Source organism: Streptomyces alboflavus, assembly GCF_000716675.1.
Lineage (GTDB): Bacteria > Actinomycetota > Actinomycetes > Streptomycetales > Streptomycetaceae > Streptomyces > Streptomyces alboflavus.
Map to the genome: position 1 here is coordinate 116,850 of NZ_JNXT01000007.1, position 20,285 is coordinate 137,134.

Below are 20,285 nucleotides of genomic sequence, written 5' to 3' on the forward strand. Positions count from 1 at the left end.
CACCGGCCCCGTCCCCGTGCCGTACGCCGTGTGCTTCGTCTGCACCGGCAACATCTGCCGCTCGCCCATGGCCGCGTCGGTCTTCCGCACGCTCGTCCGTGACGCGGGCCTGGACGGACTCGTCGTGGTGGACAGCGCGGGCACCGACGGCTGGCACGAGGGCGACCCCGCCGACCCCCGCACCGACGCCGCGCTGAAGTCCGCGGGCTACGAGACCGGCCACACGGCCCGTCAGTTCCAGGCGGACTGGTTCGCCGGACGCGACCTGGTGATCGCCCTGGACCACGGCCACCAGCGCACCCTGCGCCGCCTGGCCCCCACCCCCGCGGACGCGGACAAGGTGCGCCTGCTGCGCTCGTACGACCCGGATGCCGGCGACCTGGACGTCCCCGACCCGTACTACGGCGACGCCGACGGCTTCGTCGAGTGCCTGACAATGGTGGAGGCGGCGAGCGAGGGCCTGCTCGACGCGGTACGGGACGCGGTGGAGGGACGGGCGGCATGACGGACGAGGAGCGGGCACCGGAGCGGATACCGGGGCGCGCTGCGGCCCCCGCGCACACCGACGAAAGCACCGGCGCGCCCCTGACCGGCGAGGACAGCACCACGCCCGCCTTCGGCGACGGCACCCGCGCCGTGCGGGCCGGCCTCCCCGAACCGGCGAAGCACGAGCCGACCCTGCCGGGCCCCGTGTTCGCCGCGCACTTCCACCTCCCCGGCGAGCCGACCGGACCGTACACGTACGGCCGCGACGAGAACCCGACCTGGACCCACCTGGAGCGCGCCATCGGGGAGCTCGAATCCCCCGCGGACGACTCCGTGGAGACCCTGGTCTTCGCGTCCGGAATGGCCGCGATCTCGGCGGTGCTCTTCTCCCAGCTCCGCGCGGGCGACGCCGTGGTGCTGCCCGACGACGGCTATCAGGCGCTGCCGCTGGTGCGCGAGCAGCTCACGGCGTACGGCATCGAGGTCCGTACCGCGCCCACCGGCGGCGACGCGCAGCTCGACGTCCTCGACGGCGCCCGCCTCCTGTGGCTCGAGACGCCCTCCAACCCCGGCCTCGACGTGTGCGACATCCGCCGCCTCGCCGACGCTGCCCACGCGCGTGGCGCCCTGGTCGCCGTCGACAACACCCTCGCCACCCCGCTCGGCCAGCGTCCCCTGGACCTCGGCGCCGACTTCTCCGTGGCCAGCGGCACCAAGCAGCTCTCCGGGCACGGCGATCTCCTGCTCGGGTACGTGGCCTGCCGCGACGCCGAACTGACGGCCGCCGTCCGGCGCTGGCGCAAGATCGTCGGCGCCATCCCGGGCCCCATGGAGGCCTGGCTCGCCCACCGCTCGCTCGCGACGCTCCAGCTGCGGGTCGACCGGCAGAACGCGAACGCCCTGGCCCTGGCCAAGGCCCTGCGCGACCGCGCCGACGTGACCGGCCTGCGCTATCCCGGCCTGCCCGACGACCCCTCGTACAAGCTCGCGACGCGGCAGATGCGGCGTTTCGGGTGCGTGGTGTCGTTCGAACTGCCCTCACGCGCGGGTGCCGAGCGTTTTCTCGGCGCGCTGCGGCTCGTGGACGACGCGACAAGCTTCGGGGGCGTACGGTCCACCGCCGAGCGGCGCGGGCGCTGGGGCGGGGACGCCGTTCCGGAAGGCTTCATCCGCTTCTCCGCGGGCGCGGAGGACGCGGACGACCTGGTGGCGGACGTGCTGCGGGCGCTGGACGAGGCGAGGGACTGACACCGGCCGCCCCGCCTCGCACAGGCGAACCATTCCGGCTACGTACAACGGACAGTCCGAGCCTCCCCCCTCGTGGCTCGGACTGTCCCGGTTCCGCGCGCGAAGAACCGCGCGAACAAGGCTAGTTGACTCTGTGTCAGTGTCCAATCACAGTAGCGACAGCAACCTATCGACAAATTTATAGTTGGCGGGCGCCGGGGGCCGACAGGGGGAGCTGAAGGAGTAGGTGGCGACATGGATCTGGCCCTGTTGCGGACCTTTGTGACCGTGCACCGGGCGGGGTCCTTCACCCGGGCCGCGGCTCTCCTCGGCCTGTCCCAGCCCGCCGTGACCTCCCAGATCCGCACGCTGGAACGGCAGGTCGGACGCCCGCTCTTCCTGCGCCAGGCGCGTGGCGTGACCCCCACGACCACGGGCGACGAACTCGCCCACAAGGCCGCCCCGCACCTCGACGCCCTCGTCGAGATCGCCGAGACCGGGATCGACAAGGACTCGTCGGTCCGTACGCTCCACCTCGCCGGACCACCGGAGTTCACAGCCGAGCGCGCCCTGCCCGCCCTCACCGCGCTGACCGGCGACGACGGACAGGGACTCGCGCTGCGCGCCTCGTTCGGCAACGCGGAGGAGGTCCTGGAAGGGCTCGCCGCCGGGCACCACGACCTGGCGATCACCACGGCCCGCCCTCGCGGCGCCCTGCTCACCGCGACCCCCCTGTGCGACGAGGAGCACGTCCTGGTCGCCGCTCCGCCCTGGGCCGCCCGGATCGGCCCCGGCAAGCTGCGGCGCAAGGGCGCGAGCACGGTGGAGAACCTGCCGGTGGTCGAGGTGCACGAGTCGCTGCCACTCGTCTCGCGCTACTGGGCCGCCGTCTTCGACTCCCGACCCGCCACGTCGGGCACCGTGATCGTGCCGGACCTCCGGGCGGTGCTCGCCTGTGTGACCACGGGCGCCGGGCTCGCCGTCCTGCCGCGCTATCTGTGCGCCACCGCCCTCAAGAACGGTGAGGTCGTGGCGTTGCTCGAACCGGCAGTGCCGCCCCTGCGGACCTACTTCCTCGTCGTACGCACCGGCACACTCGCCATGCCGCACATCGCGCGGGCGCACGAATGGCTGCTGCGTGCTGCCGCCGAGTGGACCTGAGGACGGTCCAGCGCGGGTCGCGATGTTTCACGTGGAACAGTCCGGGCCACATTTCTCCCATGACCGTCCGACCCGTGGTCAAGCGCACCGCACGTGCCGTCCTCCTCGACGGGGACGACCTGATCCTCATCAAGCGGACCAAGCCCGGCGTGGATCCGTACTGGCTCACCCCGGGCGGCGGTGTCGAGGAGGAGGACGCGACCGTCATCGACGCGCTCCACCGGGAGGTCCACGAGGAGCTGGGCGCCAAGATCGTCGACGTGGTGCCGTGCTTCGTGGACACCGTCGAGCACATCGGCGAGGACGGCGGCGCGACCGGTGTGAAGGTGCAGCACTTCTTCGTCTGCCGGCTGGAGTCCATGGACCTCGCCCAGCGGCACGGCCCCGAGATCGACGAACCCGCCGGTGAGTACGAGATCGTGCGGGTGCCGTTCACCCGGGTCGGGATCGCCTCGGTGCATCTGGTGCCGCTGTCGCTGCGGCACTATCTGGACGGGAACATCGAGGGCGTACGGGCGATGCACGCGCCCGACCTGGGCTGACCGCTCAGCCGCGGGGTGAGCGCCCCCGGCTCGCGGGTCAGTCGCCCGCCGCGACCAGTTCCTCCACCGAGTCGTGCCGGATGCGGCCGACCGGGATGCCCACGTCCCGCAGCGCGTCCACGCCGCTGCGGATCATCCCGGGCGGGCCCGAGAGATAGGCGTCGTACTCGTTCCACGGTCCGTACTCGCGCACGGCGTCGGGCAGTTGGGCCCGGTTGTCGACGACCGGGCGGACGGCCAGCCATGGGTGGGTCTGCTGGAGGCGCAGCATCGTGTCGATGTCGTACAGGTCGTGGTCGGTGCGCGCGCCGTAGAAGACCTCGACCGGTCGCCGCCTGCCGTGCTCGGCGACGTCCTCCACGAGCGCCTTGATGGGCGCTATGCCGGTCCCCCCGCCCAGACACAGCAGCCCGCTGTCGGTCGAGTGGTCCACGGTCATCGAACCGCCGGGCGGGCCGAGCCGGACCACGTCGCCGGGGCGGGCGCGGTGCACCAGGGCGTTGGAGACCCAGCCCGCCGGGACCGCCTTCACATGGAAGGAGAGCAGTCCGTCGGAGCGGGGCGCCGAAGCGAACGAGTAGTGCCGCCATATGCGCGGCCACCAGGGCGTCTCCAGGCTCGTGTACTGGCCGGCGAGGAACGGGTAGGGCTGGTCGGGGCGGACGGTGACGACAGCGATGTCAGGTGTCCTGAGGTCGTGCGAGACGACCTCCGCGTACCACCAGGCGGGCGCCCGCAGTTCGTCCTCGGCGGCCGCGTCGATCATGACCTGGGAGATCGTCGTGTACGCCCGCACCCAGGCGGCCTCGGTCTCCTCGTCCCAACTGGCGCTCGCGTACCGGCTCAGCGCGCCGATCAGACACTCCCCGACGGCCGGGTAGTGCTCGGGCCGGGTGCCGTACTTGCGGTGTCCGCGGCCGAGACCGCGCAGATACGTGACGAGTACGTCGGCGTGGTCGATGTTCTCCGCGGCGGTGAGCAGCGCCTTGAGCAGCCGGTCGCGCTGGGTGTCCATCGCGGCCGGGAACAGGTCGCGCAGCTCCGGGTGGCGGGTGAACAGGAGCGCGTAGAAGTACGAGGTGACCTTGTCGGAGACGGGTGCGATCTCGGCCATCGTGCGCTGGACGAGGACGGCGTCGGGGGAGGCGGTCGACTGGCTGCGGGTGGGGGCCGTGACGGCCGGGGCGGCATCAGCGGGAGCGGCTTCTACCAGGGCGACTTCAGCGGGGATCGCTTCAGCGGGGACCGCTTCAGCCGGGATCGCTTCAGCCGGGATCGCTTCAGCGGCGCCGGGCGTGTCGGTGCGGGTGTCCGTCTGCGTGTGCCCGTGCGTGTCGGCGGCCGGGACCTCCGGCGTCGGCGTGATCTCGGCATCCGGTGCAGGCCGCACCTCGGCGTGCGTGACGCCCACCATCGCGTCCGCGTCCGCGACAGGGTCCTCGTCGGCCACCGCGTGCGCCACGTCCTCGTCGGCGTACAGCACCTGCGACTTGGGCGCCGGTGTGGATATCCGCCCCGCACCCGGCTCCGCCGCGTCCGTGGCTGCCGGTCTGCCGAGGGGGCGTATCGCCGACACCCGCCGCCCCGAGGGCGCCTCCCGGACCCCCTCCTCGGGTTCGGGCGCCGACTCGGCCTGCTCCGCCGTCCGCGGCCCCTGCGCACCCTCCTGAGGCGTCGGTGACCTGCGTGGTGTGAACCAGCCGCCAGAACCGCCGCTGTCCCCGGAAGAGCCGTTGCCCGCCGACGTGGTGGTCGGAGCGTCCATGCTGTGCCTCGCCTCGAACATCTCTGGTCGGTCGTGCACTTCCTCAGCGGAAGGTGCGTGCTTCCCTCGCTCTGTCCCGCCGGCCCATGTCGATCACATTGAACCCCGGCGCCCCAAGACCTACGGACAAGTAGGGAGAGAATGTGACATTGGCCGCAGTCACCTCATCCGCAGCATCGCAGCCGCGCCCCTTGTGCGGAGCGCAAAGCCGGAAGTACGGGTTGTCGATCTCTTTACCTCGTTAGGCTTTGTTGATCTGCGTCCGCGCCCCCTCGGTTGCGCCTTCCACGCCCCTGGCTCGAACCGTTCTCCCCCCCTGGCTTGAACCGGAGTCGACCATACCGGCCGCCGCTCAACGCACAAGTGCCCTTCTTTCACTCGGAATTCAGGGCTCCACCCCCATCAATTGCCTCGATTACCGGCGTGCGCACCAATTCGTACGCCTTCCACAAATCGCGCCCGACATACGTGTGTGTGGCCAGGTCGATCAGCCGCGGATCCGCGTTGACCCCCACCGAGACGGGCACCGCAGCGAACAGGGCCAGGTCGGACAGTGAGTCTCCGTACGCAACGCAATCGGCCGGACTCACCCCGAACTCTTCACAGAGCCGGTTCGCGATCTTCACTTTGGCCGCCGGGTCGAGGATGCCCGCGGGATTCACGGGCTCGGTGAACGGCACGGCCGGGAAGCGCGAGCCGTACGCGGCATGGGCGCCCCACCCCAGGAGGCGCTCCACGAAGAACGACGGGGAGAGCGAGACAACGGCGCAATAGTCGCCGTTCGCACGGATCTCGGCCCAGGTGTCCCGGATGCCACCCAGCCACGGCGCCCCCTCGAAGGCCGCCGTCACATGGGCGTCGGTGAGGTCCGCCCACAGCGCGTGCACCCGCACCGCGTACTGCGCCGAGTCGATCTGCCCGGCGATGAACTCCCGCTCCAGCTCGGCGATCTCCCGCTCCAGGCCGAGCTGACGCGAGATCTCCACGGGCGCGGCCGTGCCGTACAGCAGCGTGCCGTCCAGGTCGAAGAGGTGTAGGCGTGCCATGTACGCCGAGGCTAGTACCCGCGGTTACTCCCGCTGTCAGACGCCCCGCACCGCTGCTCCCGGCACCGTGTTTCACGTGAAACTACGCCGCCCCGCACGCCGGGCCACCCTCGTCGTCCACGTCGCCGCCTCCGCCGGCTGGCTCGGGCTCACGCTCGGCCTCGTCGCGCTCGCCGCGGCCGCGATCACCACCGATTCCGCCCCGACCATCGAGGCCTCCGTCCGCTCGATGAAGGTCTTCACCGACTGGCTGGTGCTGCCGCTGGCCTTCCTCACGCTGCTGAGCGGAGTCCTGCTCTCCCTGGGCACACCCTGGGGTCTCGCACAGCACCGCTGGGTCTATACGAAGTTCTGGCTGACCCTGGTCACCGTGACCGCGTCGACCTTCGCACTGCGGCCGGGAGTCAACGACGCGGCGGCGACCGTGTCGGCCGGAGAGCAGCTGGCCGACTCGACGGACCTCATCGCCGGGCCCATCGTCTCGATGAGCGCATATCTGTTCATGATGGTCATCTCGGTCCTCAAGCCCTGGGGCCTGACCCGGCGCGGCCGGCGCCTGCGCGCAGCCCACCGCACTGACCAGAAACAACTTGGCCAAAAGCAGCGTGCTTCTACCCACAAAAAGGTGGACGCCGAGGTCATGCGTCAGACAGCCTGACCCGCGTGTCGACACCTACCCTCTCCGCACTGCCCATCCGCAGGCTGACTCCCCGTGACCTCACGGCCTGCGCCGATCTGTCCGAGGACCGCGGCTGGCCCCGCGAGGAACACAAATGGGGCCTGCTGCTCTCGGCCGGAACGGGCTACGGCATCGACGACCCCGACGGCCCCGGCCTGATCGCCGTGTGCGTCGTCACCCAGTACGGACCCCATGAGAACCCTGGACTCTCGGCGATCGGCATGGTGCTGGTCGCCGAGAGTCATGCCCGCAAGGGCATCGGCCGCCATCTGATGCGCAACGTCATCGAGGCCGCGAGCACCACCCCGCTCACCCTGCACGCGACCCCGAACGGCCGCCCCCTCTACGAACAGCTCGGCTTCAAGACGACCGGCCGCGTCGAGATGGTCACCGGCCACTTCACGCCCGCCACCTCGGACGATCAGGCTCCGGGCATCACCACCCGGGCGGCGACCGCGGAGGACCTGCCCACCCTCGTCAGGCTCGACACAGAGGTCTTCGGCCTCGACCGCACCCACGTACTGACCCGCCTCCCGGCCTTCACCGACCAGCTGAGGGTCGCGGAGGCCGACGGCGAGATCATCGGCTACGCGGGCGCGTGGCCGAACATGCAGACGCACGTCGTCGGCCCGCTGATCGCCCGCGACACGGAGACGGCGAAGGCGCTCATCGCGTCCCTCGGTGCCCACACCGACCGGCCGCTGCGCACGGACATCGACGTGCGCCACGAGGAACTGCTCACCTGGGTCAAGGCGCGGGGCCTGGAGACCGTGGCGTTCAACGCCGTGATGACGTACGGAATCCCGGAGCTGCCGGGTGACTGGACGCGCCGGTTCGCCCCGCTGACGGTTGCCGCGGGCTGAGCCCGCTCGTCGCCGCGGGCTGACGCGCAGTCCGCCGTGCGCGAGCACGTCGAGGCCCGCCCTCAGGTGCCAGGTTCGTCTGGCGCGTGAGGGCGGGCCTCGTTGTGGCCTGTACGCGTCCGCTCGGGGCCGTACTACGGCGGGAGTACGGCCCCGTACGGCCGGGACGCCTGGTGTGGCCGGGCGTCCGGGCGGCCCTGCTACGCGAGGTTCCGCACGGCCGTCGTCGCGAACTCGTGGTCCTGCTCGGGCGCGCCGCCACCGACACCGATCGCGCCGATCAGGCGGCCGTCACGGTGGACGGGCACGCCACCCGCGATGAACAGCAACGGCCGGTCGAGGGCGGTCGGCAGGGTGTGGAAGGGCGCACCGGGCTGCACCGCGTCCACGAGGTCGGCCGTCGGGGCGTTCAGCTGAAGGGCGGTGAACGCCTTGCGGGTGCTGGTCTCGCCGGAGATCAGCACGGCCCGGTCGTCGCGCCGGAAGGCCAGGAGGTGGCCACCGGCGTCGAGGACGGTGACGCTGACCGTGACGTCCGCGGCCTCGGCGGCACGGCGGGCGGCGGTCACGAGGACCTCGGCGTCACTGGTGGTCAGCGGGGCGACGGCGGCGGTGGGGGTGGTCGTGCTCATGAGGGGTTTCTCCTTGGGGGTTCTGCTTGGGGGTTCTGCTTGGGGGTTCTGCGGGGGCGGTGGGATCCGGCGTGGGGTGCGGGGTCCCGGGGCCGGATCCGGGTCCTGCGGGATGTGGTCAGTGGTGGACGGGCGTCGGGGCCTCGGCCAGGGGCACGGCGCCGGTGACGACCTTGCCGGGGGAGGTGGACCGGCGCTCCAGGGCGGCCGAGAGGAAGGCCAGGCCGAGGGCGGAGCCGGCGAGTGCGGCACCCACCCAGTTCGGGGCCGTGTAGCCGAAGCCGGCGGAGATCACGAAGCCGCCGAGCCAGGCCGCGAGGGCGTTGCCGAGGTTGAAGGCGCCGATGTTGGCGGCGGACGCGAGCGTCGGTGCCGCGGCGGCCTGGTCGAGGACCCGCTTCTGCAGCGGCGGCACGGTGGCGAAGCCGAAGGCGCCGATCAGCGCGACGGAGACGGCAGCCGCGACCTTGTTGTGCGCGGTGAGCGTGAACAGGGCGAGCACGACGGCGAGGGCACTGAGCGAGACGTACAGCATCGGCATCAGGGCGCGGTCGGCGAACTTGCCGCCGATCAGGTTGCCGCCGACCATGCCGAGGCCGAAGAGGACCAAGAGCCAGGTCACGGAGGAGTCCGCGTAGCCGGCGACTTCCGTCATCATCGGCGTGATGTACGTGATGGCCGCGAACACACCGCCGAAGCCGAGGACGGTCATCGCCATGGCGAGGAGCACCTGTACGTTGCGGAAGGCGCCCACCTCGTCGCGGAGCCGTACGCCTTCGGGCTTGGGCAGGTCCGGCACGAGCTTGGCGATACCGGCGAGGCCGAGCACGCCGAGGGCAGCCACGATGACGAACGTGATGCGCCAGCCGACGACCTGACCGACGAACGTGCCGAGCGGGACACCGACGACGTTGGCCACGGTCAGACCGGTGAACATCATGGCGATCGCACCCGCCTTCTTCTCCGGGGCGACGAGCTCGGCCGCGACGACCGAACCGATCCCGAAGAAGGCGCCGTGGGCGAGCGAGGCGACGACGCGGCCCGCGAGCATCACGCCGAAGCTGGGCGCGAGGGCGGAGAGCAGGTTGCCCGCGATGAAGAGACCCATCAAGAGCATCAGCATTCGCTTGCGGGAGATCCGCTGGCCGAGGACGGTCATGAGCGGGGCTCCGGCGACGACACCGAGGGCGTAACCGGTGACGAGCAGACCGGCGGTCGGGATGGAGACGTTGAAGTCACCCGCGACCTCGGGCAGCAATCCCATGATCACGAATTCCGTGGTGCCGATTCCGAAGGCCCCGATCGCGAGGGCCAGAAGCGCGAGAGGCATGGAACTACCTTCCAGACGGTTGCAAGAGCGCTTAACGTGCGTCCACAATAGTTGCATGCGCGGGTTAATTGCAAGCGCTGGATATTGCAGCGGTGGACTATCCTGGACGCAGCCGCTCAAGGACGCGGGCAGCGGCCGGTCACGGCCGCGGGAAGTCACCCGGAGTACGGGACCCGTCCGAGCCGTAGGAAGGCGTCCGGGACGCAGGAAGACGGAGGAGAAGTCATGACAGCGACAGACCCCGCACTCACCGCCCTCGCCCAGGGCTGGTGCGCTCTCTCCCTGCTCCACGGGAAGATCGAGGCCCATGTAGAGCGGGCCCTGCAGGCCAAGCACAGCCTGAGCGTGCGGGAGTACAGCCTGCTCGACGTCCTGAACCGCCAGCACGACGGCGAGGGCGGCCATCTGCAGATGAAGCAGGTCGCCGACGCCGTCGTCCTCAGCCAGAGCGCCACCACCCGCCTGGTCACCCGCCTCGAGGAGCGCGGACTCCTCTCGCGCTACCTGTGCCCCACCGACCGGCGCGGCATCTACACCGAGGTCAGCGAGAGCGGAGCCGCGCTCCTCGGTGAGGCCCGCCCCACCAATGACACGGCGCTGCGCGAGGCCCTGGACGAGGCCGCCAAGAACCCCGAGCTGGCACCGCTGGTCCAGGCGGTCGAGGCGGTCCGCACACCCGCCTAGGTCCACGGTCCGCACAGTCGCGTAGGTCCGTACGTGCCTGCCTGGGGCCATACGTCCGGGGCGCCCGTCCGCCTGGGCCCGGCCGTCCGATCAGCGCCCGCATAGGCTGCGGCCATGGGAGATCTTGAGATACGACCCGCCGTGCCCGATGACATCCCCGCGATCGTGGCGATGCTCGCCGACGACCCCCTGGGTGCCCAGCGCGAGTCACCGGACGACCTCACGCCCTATCTGCCGGCGTTCCAGCGACTCGCCGAGGACCCGAACCAGAACCTGGTCGTCGCTGTGCGCGAAGGCCGTGTGGTGGGCACGCTGCAGCTCACGATCGTGCCGGGCCTCTCCCGCAAGGGCGCGGTCCGGTCGATCATCGAGGCCGTCCGCGTGCACGCGGACGAGCGGGGCAGCGGGCTCGGCACCCGCTTCATCGAGTGGGCCGTCGACGAGTCCCGGCGGCAGGGCTGCCAGTTGGTGCAGCTCACCTCGGACGTCAAGCGCACCGACGCGCACCGCTTCTACGAGCGCCTGGGCTTCACGGCGTCGCATGTGGGCTTCAAGCTTCAGCTCTGACTACGTGAGGGCTCAGACCACGTGAAAGGTCCGGTCATGTGCGGACCCATGTGGAGGCTCCGGCCGCCTGCTGGTCCACCTGGAGCTCGCGCCACACGCGGGTCCACCTGGAGCGCGCGCCACACGCGGGCTCTGATCGCGGGGCTCCAGCCCTGACAACGCCCACCGGGGTGTCCTGTTTCACGTGAAACAGGACACCCCGGACGACCTACGCGAGCCCGCGCCACCCCTCCGGGTCCACCCCGCCCGGCACCGGCGCCCCCGCCTCGTACGGCTCACGCGTGAAGACGAACGACGCGAGGTCGAGGTGGCTCACCGAACCGTCCGCCCGCCGCACGGCCTCGAGCCGCTCGCCCGCGAAGTACCCGTCGAGCCCCGTCCACGTCCCGTCCCCGTTGGGCCGGAACCGCGAACTGCGTCCCCCACCCGTCAGCGGCCCCAGCTCGACCGCCCCGTCGGCCGCGAGGCGCAGCACAGACACATTGGTCCCCCAGTACCAGGGCCCGGCCAGCTCCAGGACCGCCGGGTCGACCTCCGGCAGCGGACGCCACGGCTCGGGGATGCGCGGCTCGGCCTCCGCGACGATCTGCAGGAGTTCCGCGGCCACGAGGGCCACCGGCACCCCGGACGTGCAGTTGGCAAGGACCACCGCGACCACCCCGTCCTTCTCGCTCGTCCACAGCGACGCGATGAACCCGGGAAGTGAGCCCGAGTGACCGGCCAGCGTGTAGCCCTTCCCGCCGACCAGGTCCACGCCCAGGCCGTACGTCCGCTCCCAGTTCCCAGCCTCCGCAGGCGCCGCCGGCGTCTTCATCTCGCGGACCGAATCCACGCCGAGCACTCGGTCGTCACCCTGGATCAGGAAGACGCCGAACCGCGCCAGGTCGGCGGTGGTGGACCACAGCTGTCCGGCCGGTGCCATCAGCCCCAGGTCCTCGGTGGGTTCGGGCAGCAACACGTCCGCCCAAGGGTGTACCGCCCAGCCACCGGCGGACGGGGCTTGCGGGTGCCCACTGGTGCGGGTCATACCGAGCGGCTCCAAGACCTCACGCCGCAGCACGTCCTCCCACGGCTCCCCGCGCAACGCCTCCACCAGCGAACCGAGCAGTGTGTAGCCGGGGTTGGAGTAGTGGTGCCGACGCCCGACGGGGTGCTTGAAGGGCTGCTCGCCCAGCACATCGCTCAGCTCGGGGCGCAGCGAGGCCGAGCTGCGCTCCCACCAGACACCCGGCGTCTCCGCTCCCAAGCCGCCCGTGTGCCCGAGGAGTTCCGCGATGGTCACCTCGCCCACGCCGGTTCCCGGCAGATGCTTCTCCAACGGATCCGAGAGGTCGAGCACACCCTCGTCGCGCAGTCGCATCACGAGGACCGCGGTGAACGTCTTGGTGATCGACCCGATGCGGTACTGAACGTTCTCGTCCGGCGCGTGTCCCGCCACCGAGGTACGGGCCCCGGTCCACACCAACTCACCGTCCCGGGCGATCGCAGCGACCAGCGAAGGAGCCCTCCCCTCCGCCTGGGCGGTGGCGATGCGATGGGTCAGGGACCTGCGGGTGCTCGGCAGCAGCTCTTCATGAGTCATGGGGCCAGTCCATACGGGCGGGTGGCGCGCGTCGAGTCATTTCCGACACCACCGCGTGACCTGACCAAACGTGTTTCACGTGAAACACCCCTGCGCGCACGTCCCCCGCCCCTCGCTGCCGCCCCTGGCCGAAGCACCCCCACTCAAGGGACCACTTCACGCCGTTGTGCGCACTCTTTGCAGCCGGTGCGTAACGCGACGCTCTCCATACCTACCGGGCGGCGGGAGTTTCATGATCGCCTCGGGACACCAGATCATCGAGCACAGGATCGACCGGTCTTCGCATGACCTTCGTACCGCCCGCGACGAGCGAAACCCACCCGCGCCGCTCCGCTAACATGATCCGACTCACGACGATCGCCTCGATCGCCCGCGTTCACCGAAATGCACGTCAGCCAGCACGAAGAGTTACCCAATAGCTAGCATCTACCAAATCGGCCAAACAATTGATACCTCACACGTCGCGGGCATTCTCGCGAATAAAAAGCAGAATTAATTTCACCGCGTGGCGTCAACCACGGCCGATGCTATGGGCCGCAGCAACTCTGGTGGCCCTGGGGTTCCTCATCGCGCTGGAGATCGCCGCGCGGCATTACGGTCTGCCGGGACCGATCACTAACCAGGCGCAAGAGGTGATTTTCGCGCCCAGTTCGGGTCCGCTGTTGTACGCCGGCATGGCGTTGATGATGGTGGTCCTCACCTGGCGGCAGCGGTTCATCGCGCTCGGCGTCGCGGTCTGCATCGACATCCCCTTCTTCCTGGGGCGCTGGGCAGTCGACTCCAAGCTGACCTTCGGCAACGGCGCGTTGTGGGTGATGCTGGGCTGCGCGGTCATCGCACTCACACGCCGCACTGGCCGGGAACGCACCCTCCTGCTGAAGGGCGTCGGCCTCGGCCTGCTGCTCGTGGCGGGCCGCAAGACCGGCGACGCCTGGCTGCTGATCACGGCGAAGACCCGCCCGACGGTGCTCGACCAGTACGTGGCCACGGCCGACCACGCGCTGGGCAACCCGTCGTGGGTGGTGGGCCGACTGGTCGCGGCCACCGGCCCGACGGGCATCCGTCTGCTCGACTTCGTCTACGTCCAACTCGCGGTGGCCGCAGTCGTGGTCGCCCTGTACCAGCTGCGCCGCGTGTCCGTGGAGCGCCGCTTCCCGCGGCACCATCTGGTGCGCACGTTTCTGGTCATCGGCCTGCTCGGCCCCGGCATCTACATGATCTTCCCCGTGGTCGGGCCGATCTTCGCCTACGGCACCGGAAGCGAGCACTGGACCAACCCCGATCTGTGGCCCAGCACGCCTCCCACCGCGCAGTGGGCGGTGGCGGATCTGTGGCCGGACACACCACCGTCGATCAGCACCCCGCAGGCGTTCCCCTTCGACGAGGTCACCCCGCGCAACTGCATGCCCAGCCTGCACACGGCATGGGCCACAGCAATCTTCATTCATTCCCGAAAGGGTCCGCGAATTCTCCGGTACGCGGGCACATTCTGGCTTTTGGCCACTCTAGGCGCGACGCTGGGATTCGGGTACCACTACGGCGTGGATATCATCGCCGGAGTGGTCTTCACCCTCACGATCGAAGCAGGACTGCGCACCCTCGACCGCGGCTGGGACCGCTCGGGAGTTCGGTTCACCGCTTACGGTGCGACGGTATTCACCGCGCTTTTGCTGTCGTATCGCTTTCTGCCGGTGGAAATGGGCAAGAACCCGTGGCTGTTCGGACCACTACTGCTGCTTGCAATGGGCTCAGTGATCTACGGCTACGTACGGACCATGAAACTGTGGGAGCCGAAGGCGACACTGATCCGGCAACGCGAACCGGAATCGCAGCCGGAACTGGTTTGAGCCACGCGGTTGCAGACGTAGGGCCCGTCCCCGGGTGGGGGCGGGCCCTACGTCTGTCACGGGAGGGCGGGGCCCTACGTCTGTGCCATGTCCACGAAGCGCGAGTAGTGGCCCTGGAAGGCGACCGTGATCGTCGCGGTCGGACCATTACGGTGCTTGCCCACGATGATGTCGGCCTCACCCGCGCGGGGTGACTCCTTCTCGTACGCGTCCTCGCGGTGCAGCAGGATCACCATGTCCGCGTCCTGCTCGATGGAGCCGGATTCACGCAGGTCGGAGACCTGGGGCTTCTTGTCGGTGCGCTGCTCGGGACCACGGTTCAGCTGCGAGAGGGCGATCACCGGCACCTCGAGCTCCTTGGCGAGGAGCTTCAGGTTTCGCGACATGTCCGAGACTTCCTGCTGCCGGCTCTCGGCACGCTTGGAGCCACCGGACTGCATCAGCTGCAGATAGTCGATGATCACGAGCTTGATGTCGGCGCGCTGCTTGAGGCGACGGCACTTGGCGCGGATCTCCATCATCGACAGGTTCGGGGAGTCGTCGATGTAGAGCGGGGCGGCCGACACCTCGGGCATCCGGCGGGCGAGCCGGGTCCAGTCTTCGTCCGTCATCGTGCCGGAACGCATGTGGTGCAGCGCCACCCGTGCCTCCGCGGACAGCAGACGCATCGCGATCTCGTTGCGCCCCATCTCCAGGGAGAAGATGACGCTGGGCAGGTTGTGCTTGATGGACGCGGCCCGCGCGAAGTCGAGCGCCAGCGTCGACTTACCCATGGCGGGACGGGCCGCGATGACGACCATCTGGCCCGGGTGCAGACCGTTGGTGAGCGAGTCGAAGTCGGTGAAGCCCGTCGGCACACCCGTCATCTCGCCGCTGCGCGAGCCGATCGCCTCGATCTCGTCGAGCGCGCCCTCCATGATGTCGCCGAGCGGCAGATAGTCCTCGCTGGTGCGCTGCTCGGTGACGGCGTAGATCTCGGCCTGTGCGCTGTTGACGATCTCGTCCACATCGCCGTCGGCCGCGTACCCCATCTGCGTGATGCGTGTGCCGGCCTCGACCAGGCGGCGCAGGACCGCGCGCTCGTGGACGATCTCCGCGTAGTACTCGGCATTCGCCGCCGTCGGGACGGTTTGGACGAGCGAGTGGAGGTACGAGGCGCCGCCGACCTTGGTGATCTCACCGCGCTTGGTGAGCTCGGCGGCGACGGTGATGGGGTCGGCGGGCTCGCCCTTGGCGTACAGGTCGAGGATCGCGATGAAGATCGTCTCGTGCGCCGGGCGGTAGAAGTCGTGGCCCTTGAGCACCTCGACGACGTCCGCGATGGCGTCCTTCGACAGCAGCATGCCGCCGAGCACGGACTGCTCCGCATCGAGGTCCTGCGGCGGGACGCGCTCGAAGGACGTGCCGCCGCTGTCCCAGCCGCCCTCCCTGCCCCGCTCATGCTGCTCCTGGCCACGTCCGCCGTCGCGGCGCGGGCGGGAGACGGGCAGACGGTCCCCCGGACCGCTGTCGGCCCACGGGTCGTCCAAGGGCTCGGAAATACTCACCGGGCCACCTCCTCCCGTCCGCCACGCGGACCTCGCCGTGCCTCTCTTTCCTACGGCACGACACTGACAAATAAGGGGGCCCAACTCCGGTTCTGACGCGTCGGATTTGCGGGGTTTCCGGGATGGCAGGACGAGGCGGGCGCCGGACCACGGTAGGCCCGCAGGCACCGTCAGCCAATCTGGTTATCCACAGGCGGTGTGGATGACGGGCGTGATGCTGTGGAGAACCCCGCAAAACCTGTGCACGGTCCGGTGGACAGCCCTGTGAACAAGCCCTCATGACCTTTTCCACACCCACTTTGACCTGCACCTTTACCGTCCACCGGCTGTGCAGAAGAAAAACTTCCCCAGTCGGCCCAAGATCTTGACGAACCAGGCCCCGCCCGATGCGCACACCCGAACCAAGTAAGGGTCCTAAGTCAGTTGCATCTCTTACCTGTGGAAGATTAGATTGATGCTCATGACACAGGCTCCCGCGGCGCCCAAGGCCGCCCGGCGACGGCACGACCGAGAGATCGTCGCCCTCGCCGTCCCCGCCTTCGGCGCACTCGTGGCCGAGCCCCTCTTCCTGATGGCCGACAGCGCCATCGTCGGCCATCTCGGCACCGCGCAGCTCGCCGGCCTCGGCATCGCCTCGGCCCTCCTGGGAACGGCCGTCAGCGTCTTCGTCTTCCTCGCGTACGCCACCACGGCCGCCGTCGCCCGCCGCGTCGGCGCCGGAGACCTCCAGGCCGCGATCCGCCAGGGCATGGACGGCATCTGGCTCGCCCTGCTCCTCGGCGCCGCCGTCATCGCCGTCGCCCTGCCGACCGCTCCCGCACTGGTCGACCTCTTCGGCGCCTCCGAGTCAGCGGCCCCGTACGCGGTCACGTACCTGCGGATCTCCATCCTCGGCATCCCTGCGATGCTCGTCGTGCTCGCCGCCACCGGCGTGCTCCGCGGCCTGCAGGACACCAAGACGCCGCTGTACGTCGCCGTCGGCGGCTTCGTCGCCAACGGCGCCCTGAACGTGCTCCTCGTCTACGGCTTCGGCTTCGGCATCGCCGGTTCCGCCTGGGGCACCGTCCTGGCCCAGTGCGGCATGGCGGCCATCTACCTCTACGTCGTCGTCCGCGGCGCCAAGCGGCACGGGGCCTCCCTGCGCCCCGACGCGGCCGGCATCAGGGCCTGCGCCCAGGCCGGAGTCCCCCTCCTGGCCCGCACGCTCGCCCTGCGCGCCATCGCCCTGATCGCGACAGCCGTGGCGGCACGCCTCGGCGACGCCGACGTGGCGGCCCACCAGATCGTCCTGTCCCTGTGGAGCCTGCTCTCCTTCGCCCTCGACGCCATCGCGATAGCCGGGCAGGCCATCATCGCCCGGTACCTGGGCGCCAATGACCCACAGGGCGCCCGCGACGTCTGCCGCCGCATGATCCAGTGGGGCTTCGTCTCAGGCGCCGCCCTGGGCCTGCTCGTCGTCGCGGCCCGCCCCGTGTTCGTCCCGCTGTTCTCCGGCGACGCCGCCGTCCAGGACGCGGCGCTGCCCGCTCTGATGGTGATAGCCCTCGCGCAGCCCATCTGCGGCATCGTCTACGTCCTCGACGGCGTCCTGATGGGCGCGGGGGACGGGCCGTACCTCGCCTGGGCCATGCTGGCCACCCTCGCGGTCTTCGCCCCCGTGGCGCTCCTCGTGCCCACCCTCGGCGGCGGCCTGACCACCCTGTGGGCCGCGATGACGCTCATGATGACCGTGCGGGCACTGACCCTGTGGCTCCGGTCGCGCTCCGGGCGCTGGATCGTCACGGGCGCCACGCGCTGACGTCCGGGCACCCACCCGCCGAGCCGCAGCGAGCGAACGTACCGAGTCTCCTCGTGCCGTGTTTCACGTGAAACACGGCACCCCCAGCAGCGCACAGCAAAGGGGCCGCACCCGTAGGTGCGGCCCCTTCACTCAGTCCTGCGAGCGCATTGCTGCGACTCAGGCAGAGACGACCTCGACGTTGACCTTCGCGGCCACCTCGGGGTGCAGACGCACGGACGTCGCGTGGGCGCCCAGGGTCTTGATCGGCGCGCCAAGCTCGACACGACGCTTGTCGATCTTCGGGCCACCGGCAGCCTCGATCGCCGAAGCGACGTCAGCCGGGGTGACGGAGCCGAAGAGACGACCGGCGTCGCCGGAGCGGACGGCCAAGCGGACCTTGACGGCCTCGAGCTGGGCCTTGATCTCGTTGGCCTGCTCGATGGTCGCGATCTCGTGGATCTTGCGAGCACGACGGATCTGCTCGACGTCCTTCTCGCCACCCTTGGTCCAGCGGATAGCGAACTTCCGCGGGATCAGGTAGTTGCGGGCGTAGCCGTCCTTGACGTCTACGACCTCGCCGGCGGTGCCGAGGCCGGAGACCTCGTGGGTGAGGATGATCTTCATGTTTCGGTCACCCTTCCCTTATCGCGCGGTGGACGTGTAGGGCAGCAGCGCCATCTCACGGCTGTTCTTCACGGCCGTGGCGACGTCACGCTGGTGCTGCGTGCAGTTGCCGGTCACGCGGCGGGCACGGATCTTGCCGCGGTCGGAAATGAACTTCCGCAGCATGTTCGTGTCCTTGTAGTCCACGTACTGGACCTTGTCCTTGCAGAAAGCGCAGACCTTCTTCTTAGGCTTGCGCACAGGCGGCTTCGCCATGGTGTTTCTCCTGTGTGATCAAGAAGTGTGGGTACGACCCGCCTTCTCGCTCTGAGGCCCAGAGGCCCGAGGCTTAGAAGGGGGGCTCGTCCGAGTAGCCGCCGCCGGAGCCGCCGGAGTTTCCACCCCAGCCGCCACCGCCGCCGCCCTGCTGCTGGCCGCCGCCACCGGCAGGCGCACCGGTCGCCCAGGGGTCGTCGGCGGGAGCACCGCCGCCACCCTGCTGCTGACCGCCGCCGGAGCCACCGCCCCAGCCGCCGCCCTGCTGGCCGCCGCCACCGCCGCCGTACCCACCCTGGCCGCCGCGACCGGTGGTCTTGGTGACCTTGGCCGTGGCGTTCTTCAGGCTGGCGCCGACTTCCTCGACGTCCAGCTCGTAGACCGTGCGCTTGATGCCCTCACGGTCCTCGTAGGACCGCTGCTTCAGCCGGCCCTGCACGATGACGCGCATGCCTCGCTGGAGCGACTCGGCGACGTTCTCCGCCGCCTGACGCCAGACCGAGCAGGTCAGGAACAGGCTCTCGCCGTCCTTCCACTCATTGGTCTGCCGGTCGAAGGTGCGGGGGGTGGACGCGACACGGAACTTCGCGACCGCCGCACCGGACGGGGTGAAGCGCAGCTCGGGGTCGTCGACAAGATTGCCGACAACCGTGATGACGGTCTCGCCTGCCATTGGGGGAACCTCTCGGCGGGTTTGCTGCTGGCTGCTTTTACTGCTGCTACTCGGATCCCGAGTGCCGTCGAGCCCGAGGGCTCAACGGGCCTGAGCCAGAGGACTCAGTGCATCTCGGGGCGGAGGACCTTGGTCCGGAGGACCGACTCGTTCAGGTTCATCTGGCGGTCGAGCTCCTTGACGACCGCAGGCTCGGCCTGCAGGTCGATGACCGAGTAGATGCCCTCGGGCTTCTTCTTGATCTCGTACGAGAGACGACGACGGCCCCAGGTGTCGACCTTCTCGACCTTTCCGTTGCCCTCACGGACGACGGAGAGGAAGTTCTCGATCAGCGGGGAGACAGCGCGCTCCTCGAGATCGGGGTCGAGGATGACCATCACCTCGTAGTGACGCATGTGGAACCCACCTCCTTTGGACTCAGCGGCCACGGTCGTTCCGTGGCAGGAGGGTCGTGATGCGTACGCAACGGTATCGGCCGCCACTGACAATCGGCCCCCGCGGACGGGGGCTCGTGCTGTGGCCTGGGCAGACACCGGTGCAGACGGTACAGACTACCTGCACCTTGCCTTCCGGTTGAAATCCGGCGGTGGGCGGGCAGAATCTGTACACATCGGGTGTGTATGGCGCTACGATGCGCCGCCTTCCGCAGGAGGTGCCTCCATGGCACAGGCAATGCGACGTGACACCGCAGGCTCTCTCTTCGCCACCGACGGCAAGCCCCATCCGCTCCAGGACACGCTGCTCGGCGTGACGCTGGTGCTCGGGGCCATCGCCTTCGTGACCGCGATGTTCCACAACCTGCACCTGCTCAGTTCCTGGACCGGCCTGGTCGGGATCTTCACGGGGGCCTACGGCCAGTTCATCTCGGTGACGACCCGCGAGCGGTTCTTCCTGATCGTCGGGCTCGGCGCCTCGGCGGTCGGCTTCTTCCTGGGCATGGCGCACGGCGGACTCTTCGGGGGACTCTGGTAGCCGGCGAACTCCGGTGAACACAC

The 20,285-nt window shown here is 69.7% G+C and carries 21 protein-coding genes; 11 read left to right on the top strand and 10 right to left on the bottom strand.

Annotated elements, in window-relative coordinates; all coding sequences use genetic code 11:
* The first annotated feature begins 16 nt into the window (after positions 1 to 16).
* From OO63_RS08120 to OO63_RS08135, 4 genes are all read left to right on the top strand, one after another.
* Positions 17 to 505, top strand: a complete 489-nt coding sequence (locus OO63_RS08120; protein ID WP_030357803.1) for a low molecular weight protein-tyrosine-phosphatase — start codon at positions 17 to 19, stop codon at positions 503 to 505.
* Positions 502 to 1,734 carry a cystathionine gamma-lyase gene (locus OO63_RS08125; RefSeq protein WP_234311116.1) on the top strand — a complete coding sequence of 411 codons (1,233 nt, stop codon included), beginning with the start codon at positions 502 to 504 and terminating at the stop codon, positions 1,732 to 1,734. Before OO63_RS08120 ends, OO63_RS08125 begins: the two co-directional genes overlap by 4 nt.
* A 234-nt stretch (positions 1,735 to 1,968) precedes the next feature.
* On the top strand, positions 1,969 to 2,874 hold the full coding sequence (locus OO63_RS08130) for a LysR family transcriptional regulator (protein WP_030357801.1): 906 nt from the start codon (positions 1,969 to 1,971) through the stop codon (positions 2,872 to 2,874).
* 59 nt (positions 2,875 to 2,933) lie between these two features.
* A complete protein-coding gene (locus tag OO63_RS08135; RefSeq protein WP_030357800.1) occupies positions 2,934 to 3,416 on the top strand; it encodes an NUDIX domain-containing protein in 483 nt (160 codons plus the stop codon).
* A gap of 37 nt (positions 3,417 to 3,453) precedes the next feature.
* On the opposite strand, the gene OO63_RS43230 is transcribed toward OO63_RS08135, so the two are convergent.
* Both OO63_RS43230 and OO63_RS08145 read right to left on the bottom strand, forming a co-directional pair.
* Positions 3,454 to 5,181: a globin domain-containing protein gene (locus OO63_RS43230; RefSeq protein ID WP_169786605.1), complete on the bottom strand. Its 1,728-nt coding sequence runs from the start codon at positions 5,179 to 5,181 to the stop codon at positions 3,454 to 3,456.
* A 374-nt stretch (positions 5,182 to 5,555) separates the two neighbouring features.
* Entirely contained in the window at positions 5,556 to 6,227 is a 672-nt protein-coding gene (locus tag OO63_RS08145) for an HAD family hydrolase (RefSeq protein ID WP_033263930.1), read from the bottom strand.
* Between the two features lie 76 nt (positions 6,228 to 6,303).
* Between OO63_RS08145 and OO63_RS08150 the strand changes: the two genes are divergently transcribed.
* Positions 6,304 to 6,885 (top strand): hypothetical protein, encoded by a 582-nt coding sequence (locus tag OO63_RS08150; protein ID WP_030357797.1) that lies wholly within the window; start codon positions 6,304 to 6,306, stop codon positions 6,883 to 6,885.
* A 5-nt stretch (positions 6,886 to 6,890) separates the two neighbouring features.
* Complete coding sequence (locus tag OO63_RS08155) at positions 6,891 to 7,769, top strand: GNAT family N-acetyltransferase (RefSeq protein ID WP_030357796.1); 879 nt, start codon at positions 6,891 to 6,893, stop codon at positions 7,767 to 7,769.
* A 200-nt stretch (positions 7,770 to 7,969) separates the two neighbouring features.
* Here OO63_RS08155 and OO63_RS08160 read toward each other — a convergent pair whose 3' ends face one another.
* Both OO63_RS08160 and OO63_RS08165 read right to left on the bottom strand, forming a co-directional pair.
* On the bottom strand, positions 7,970 to 8,401 hold the full coding sequence (locus tag OO63_RS08160; RefSeq protein ID WP_030357795.1) for a GlcG/HbpS family heme-binding protein: 432 nt from the start codon (positions 8,399 to 8,401) through the stop codon (positions 7,970 to 7,972).
* Positions 8,402 to 8,519: 118 nt separating this feature from the next.
* The gene (locus OO63_RS08165; RefSeq protein ID WP_030357794.1) at positions 8,520 to 9,731 is read right to left on the bottom strand and encodes an MFS transporter; all 1,212 of its coding nucleotides are present in this window, start codon (positions 9,729 to 9,731) and stop codon (positions 8,520 to 8,522) included.
* 225 nt (positions 9,732 to 9,956) lie between these two features.
* Here OO63_RS08165 and OO63_RS08170 point away from each other — a divergent pair, with 225 nt between their 5' ends.
* Positions 9,957 to 10,415, top strand: a complete 459-nt coding sequence (locus OO63_RS08170; RefSeq protein ID WP_030357793.1) for a MarR family winged helix-turn-helix transcriptional regulator — start codon at positions 9,957 to 9,959, stop codon at positions 10,413 to 10,415.
* Positions 10,416 to 10,529: 114 nt separating this feature from the next.
* Entirely contained in the window at positions 10,530 to 10,982 is a 453-nt protein-coding gene (locus OO63_RS08175) for a GNAT family N-acetyltransferase (protein ID WP_030357792.1), read from the top strand.
* A gap of 208 nt (positions 10,983 to 11,190) precedes the next feature.
* On the opposite strand, the gene OO63_RS08180 is transcribed toward OO63_RS08175, so the two are convergent.
* Entirely contained in the window at positions 11,191 to 12,564 is a 1,374-nt protein-coding gene (locus OO63_RS08180; RefSeq protein ID WP_030357791.1) for a serine hydrolase domain-containing protein, read from the bottom strand.
* Between the two features lie 524 nt (positions 12,565 to 13,088).
* On the opposite strand from OO63_RS08180, the gene OO63_RS08185 reads away from it, so the two are divergent.
* Complete coding sequence (locus OO63_RS08185; protein ID WP_030357790.1) at positions 13,089 to 14,411, top strand: phosphatase PAP2 family protein; 1,323 nt, start codon at positions 13,089 to 13,091, stop codon at positions 14,409 to 14,411.
* Positions 14,412 to 14,485: 74 nt separating this feature from the next.
* Here the strand turns inward: OO63_RS08185 and dnaB are convergent, their stop codons facing one another.
* Positions 14,486 to 15,958 (bottom strand): replicative DNA helicase, encoded by a 1,473-nt coding sequence (gene dnaB / locus OO63_RS08190; RefSeq protein WP_030357789.1) that lies wholly within the window; start codon positions 15,956 to 15,958, stop codon positions 14,486 to 14,488.
* Positions 15,959 to 16,418: 460 nt separating this feature from the next.
* Here dnaB and OO63_RS08195 point away from each other — a divergent pair, with 460 nt between their 5' ends.
* Positions 16,419 to 17,756, top strand: coding sequence for an MATE family efflux transporter (locus OO63_RS08195; protein ID WP_030357788.1), 1,338 nt, complete (start codon positions 16,419 to 16,421; stop codon positions 17,754 to 17,756).
* Positions 17,757 to 17,915: 159 nt separating this feature from the next.
* On the opposite strand, the gene rplI is transcribed toward OO63_RS08195, so the two are convergent.
* The 4 genes from rplI to rpsF form a co-directional block, all read right to left on the bottom strand.
* Positions 17,916 to 18,362: a 50S ribosomal protein L9 gene (gene rplI / locus OO63_RS08200; RefSeq protein WP_030357787.1), complete on the bottom strand. Its 447-nt coding sequence runs from the start codon at positions 18,360 to 18,362 to the stop codon at positions 17,916 to 17,918.
* 18 nt (positions 18,363 to 18,380) lie between these two features.
* On the bottom strand, positions 18,381 to 18,617 hold the full coding sequence (gene rpsR / locus OO63_RS08205; RefSeq protein ID WP_006381652.1) for a 30S ribosomal protein S18: 237 nt from the start codon (positions 18,615 to 18,617) through the stop codon (positions 18,381 to 18,383).
* Between the two features lie 73 nt (positions 18,618 to 18,690).
* Positions 18,691 to 19,290 (bottom strand): single-stranded DNA-binding protein, encoded by a 600-nt coding sequence (locus tag OO63_RS08210; RefSeq protein WP_030357786.1) that lies wholly within the window; start codon positions 19,288 to 19,290, stop codon positions 18,691 to 18,693.
* A 104-nt stretch (positions 19,291 to 19,394) separates the two neighbouring features.
* Entirely contained in the window at positions 19,395 to 19,685 is a 291-nt protein-coding gene (gene rpsF / locus OO63_RS08215; RefSeq protein ID WP_016644628.1) for a 30S ribosomal protein S6, read from the bottom strand.
* 265 nt (positions 19,686 to 19,950) lie between these two features.
* Between rpsF and OO63_RS08220 the strand changes: the two genes are divergently transcribed.
* The gene (locus OO63_RS08220; protein ID WP_030357785.1) at positions 19,951 to 20,262 is read left to right on the top strand and encodes a hypothetical protein; all 312 of its coding nucleotides are present in this window, start codon (positions 19,951 to 19,953) and stop codon (positions 20,260 to 20,262) included.
* Positions 20,263 to 20,285: the final 23 nt, after the last annotated feature.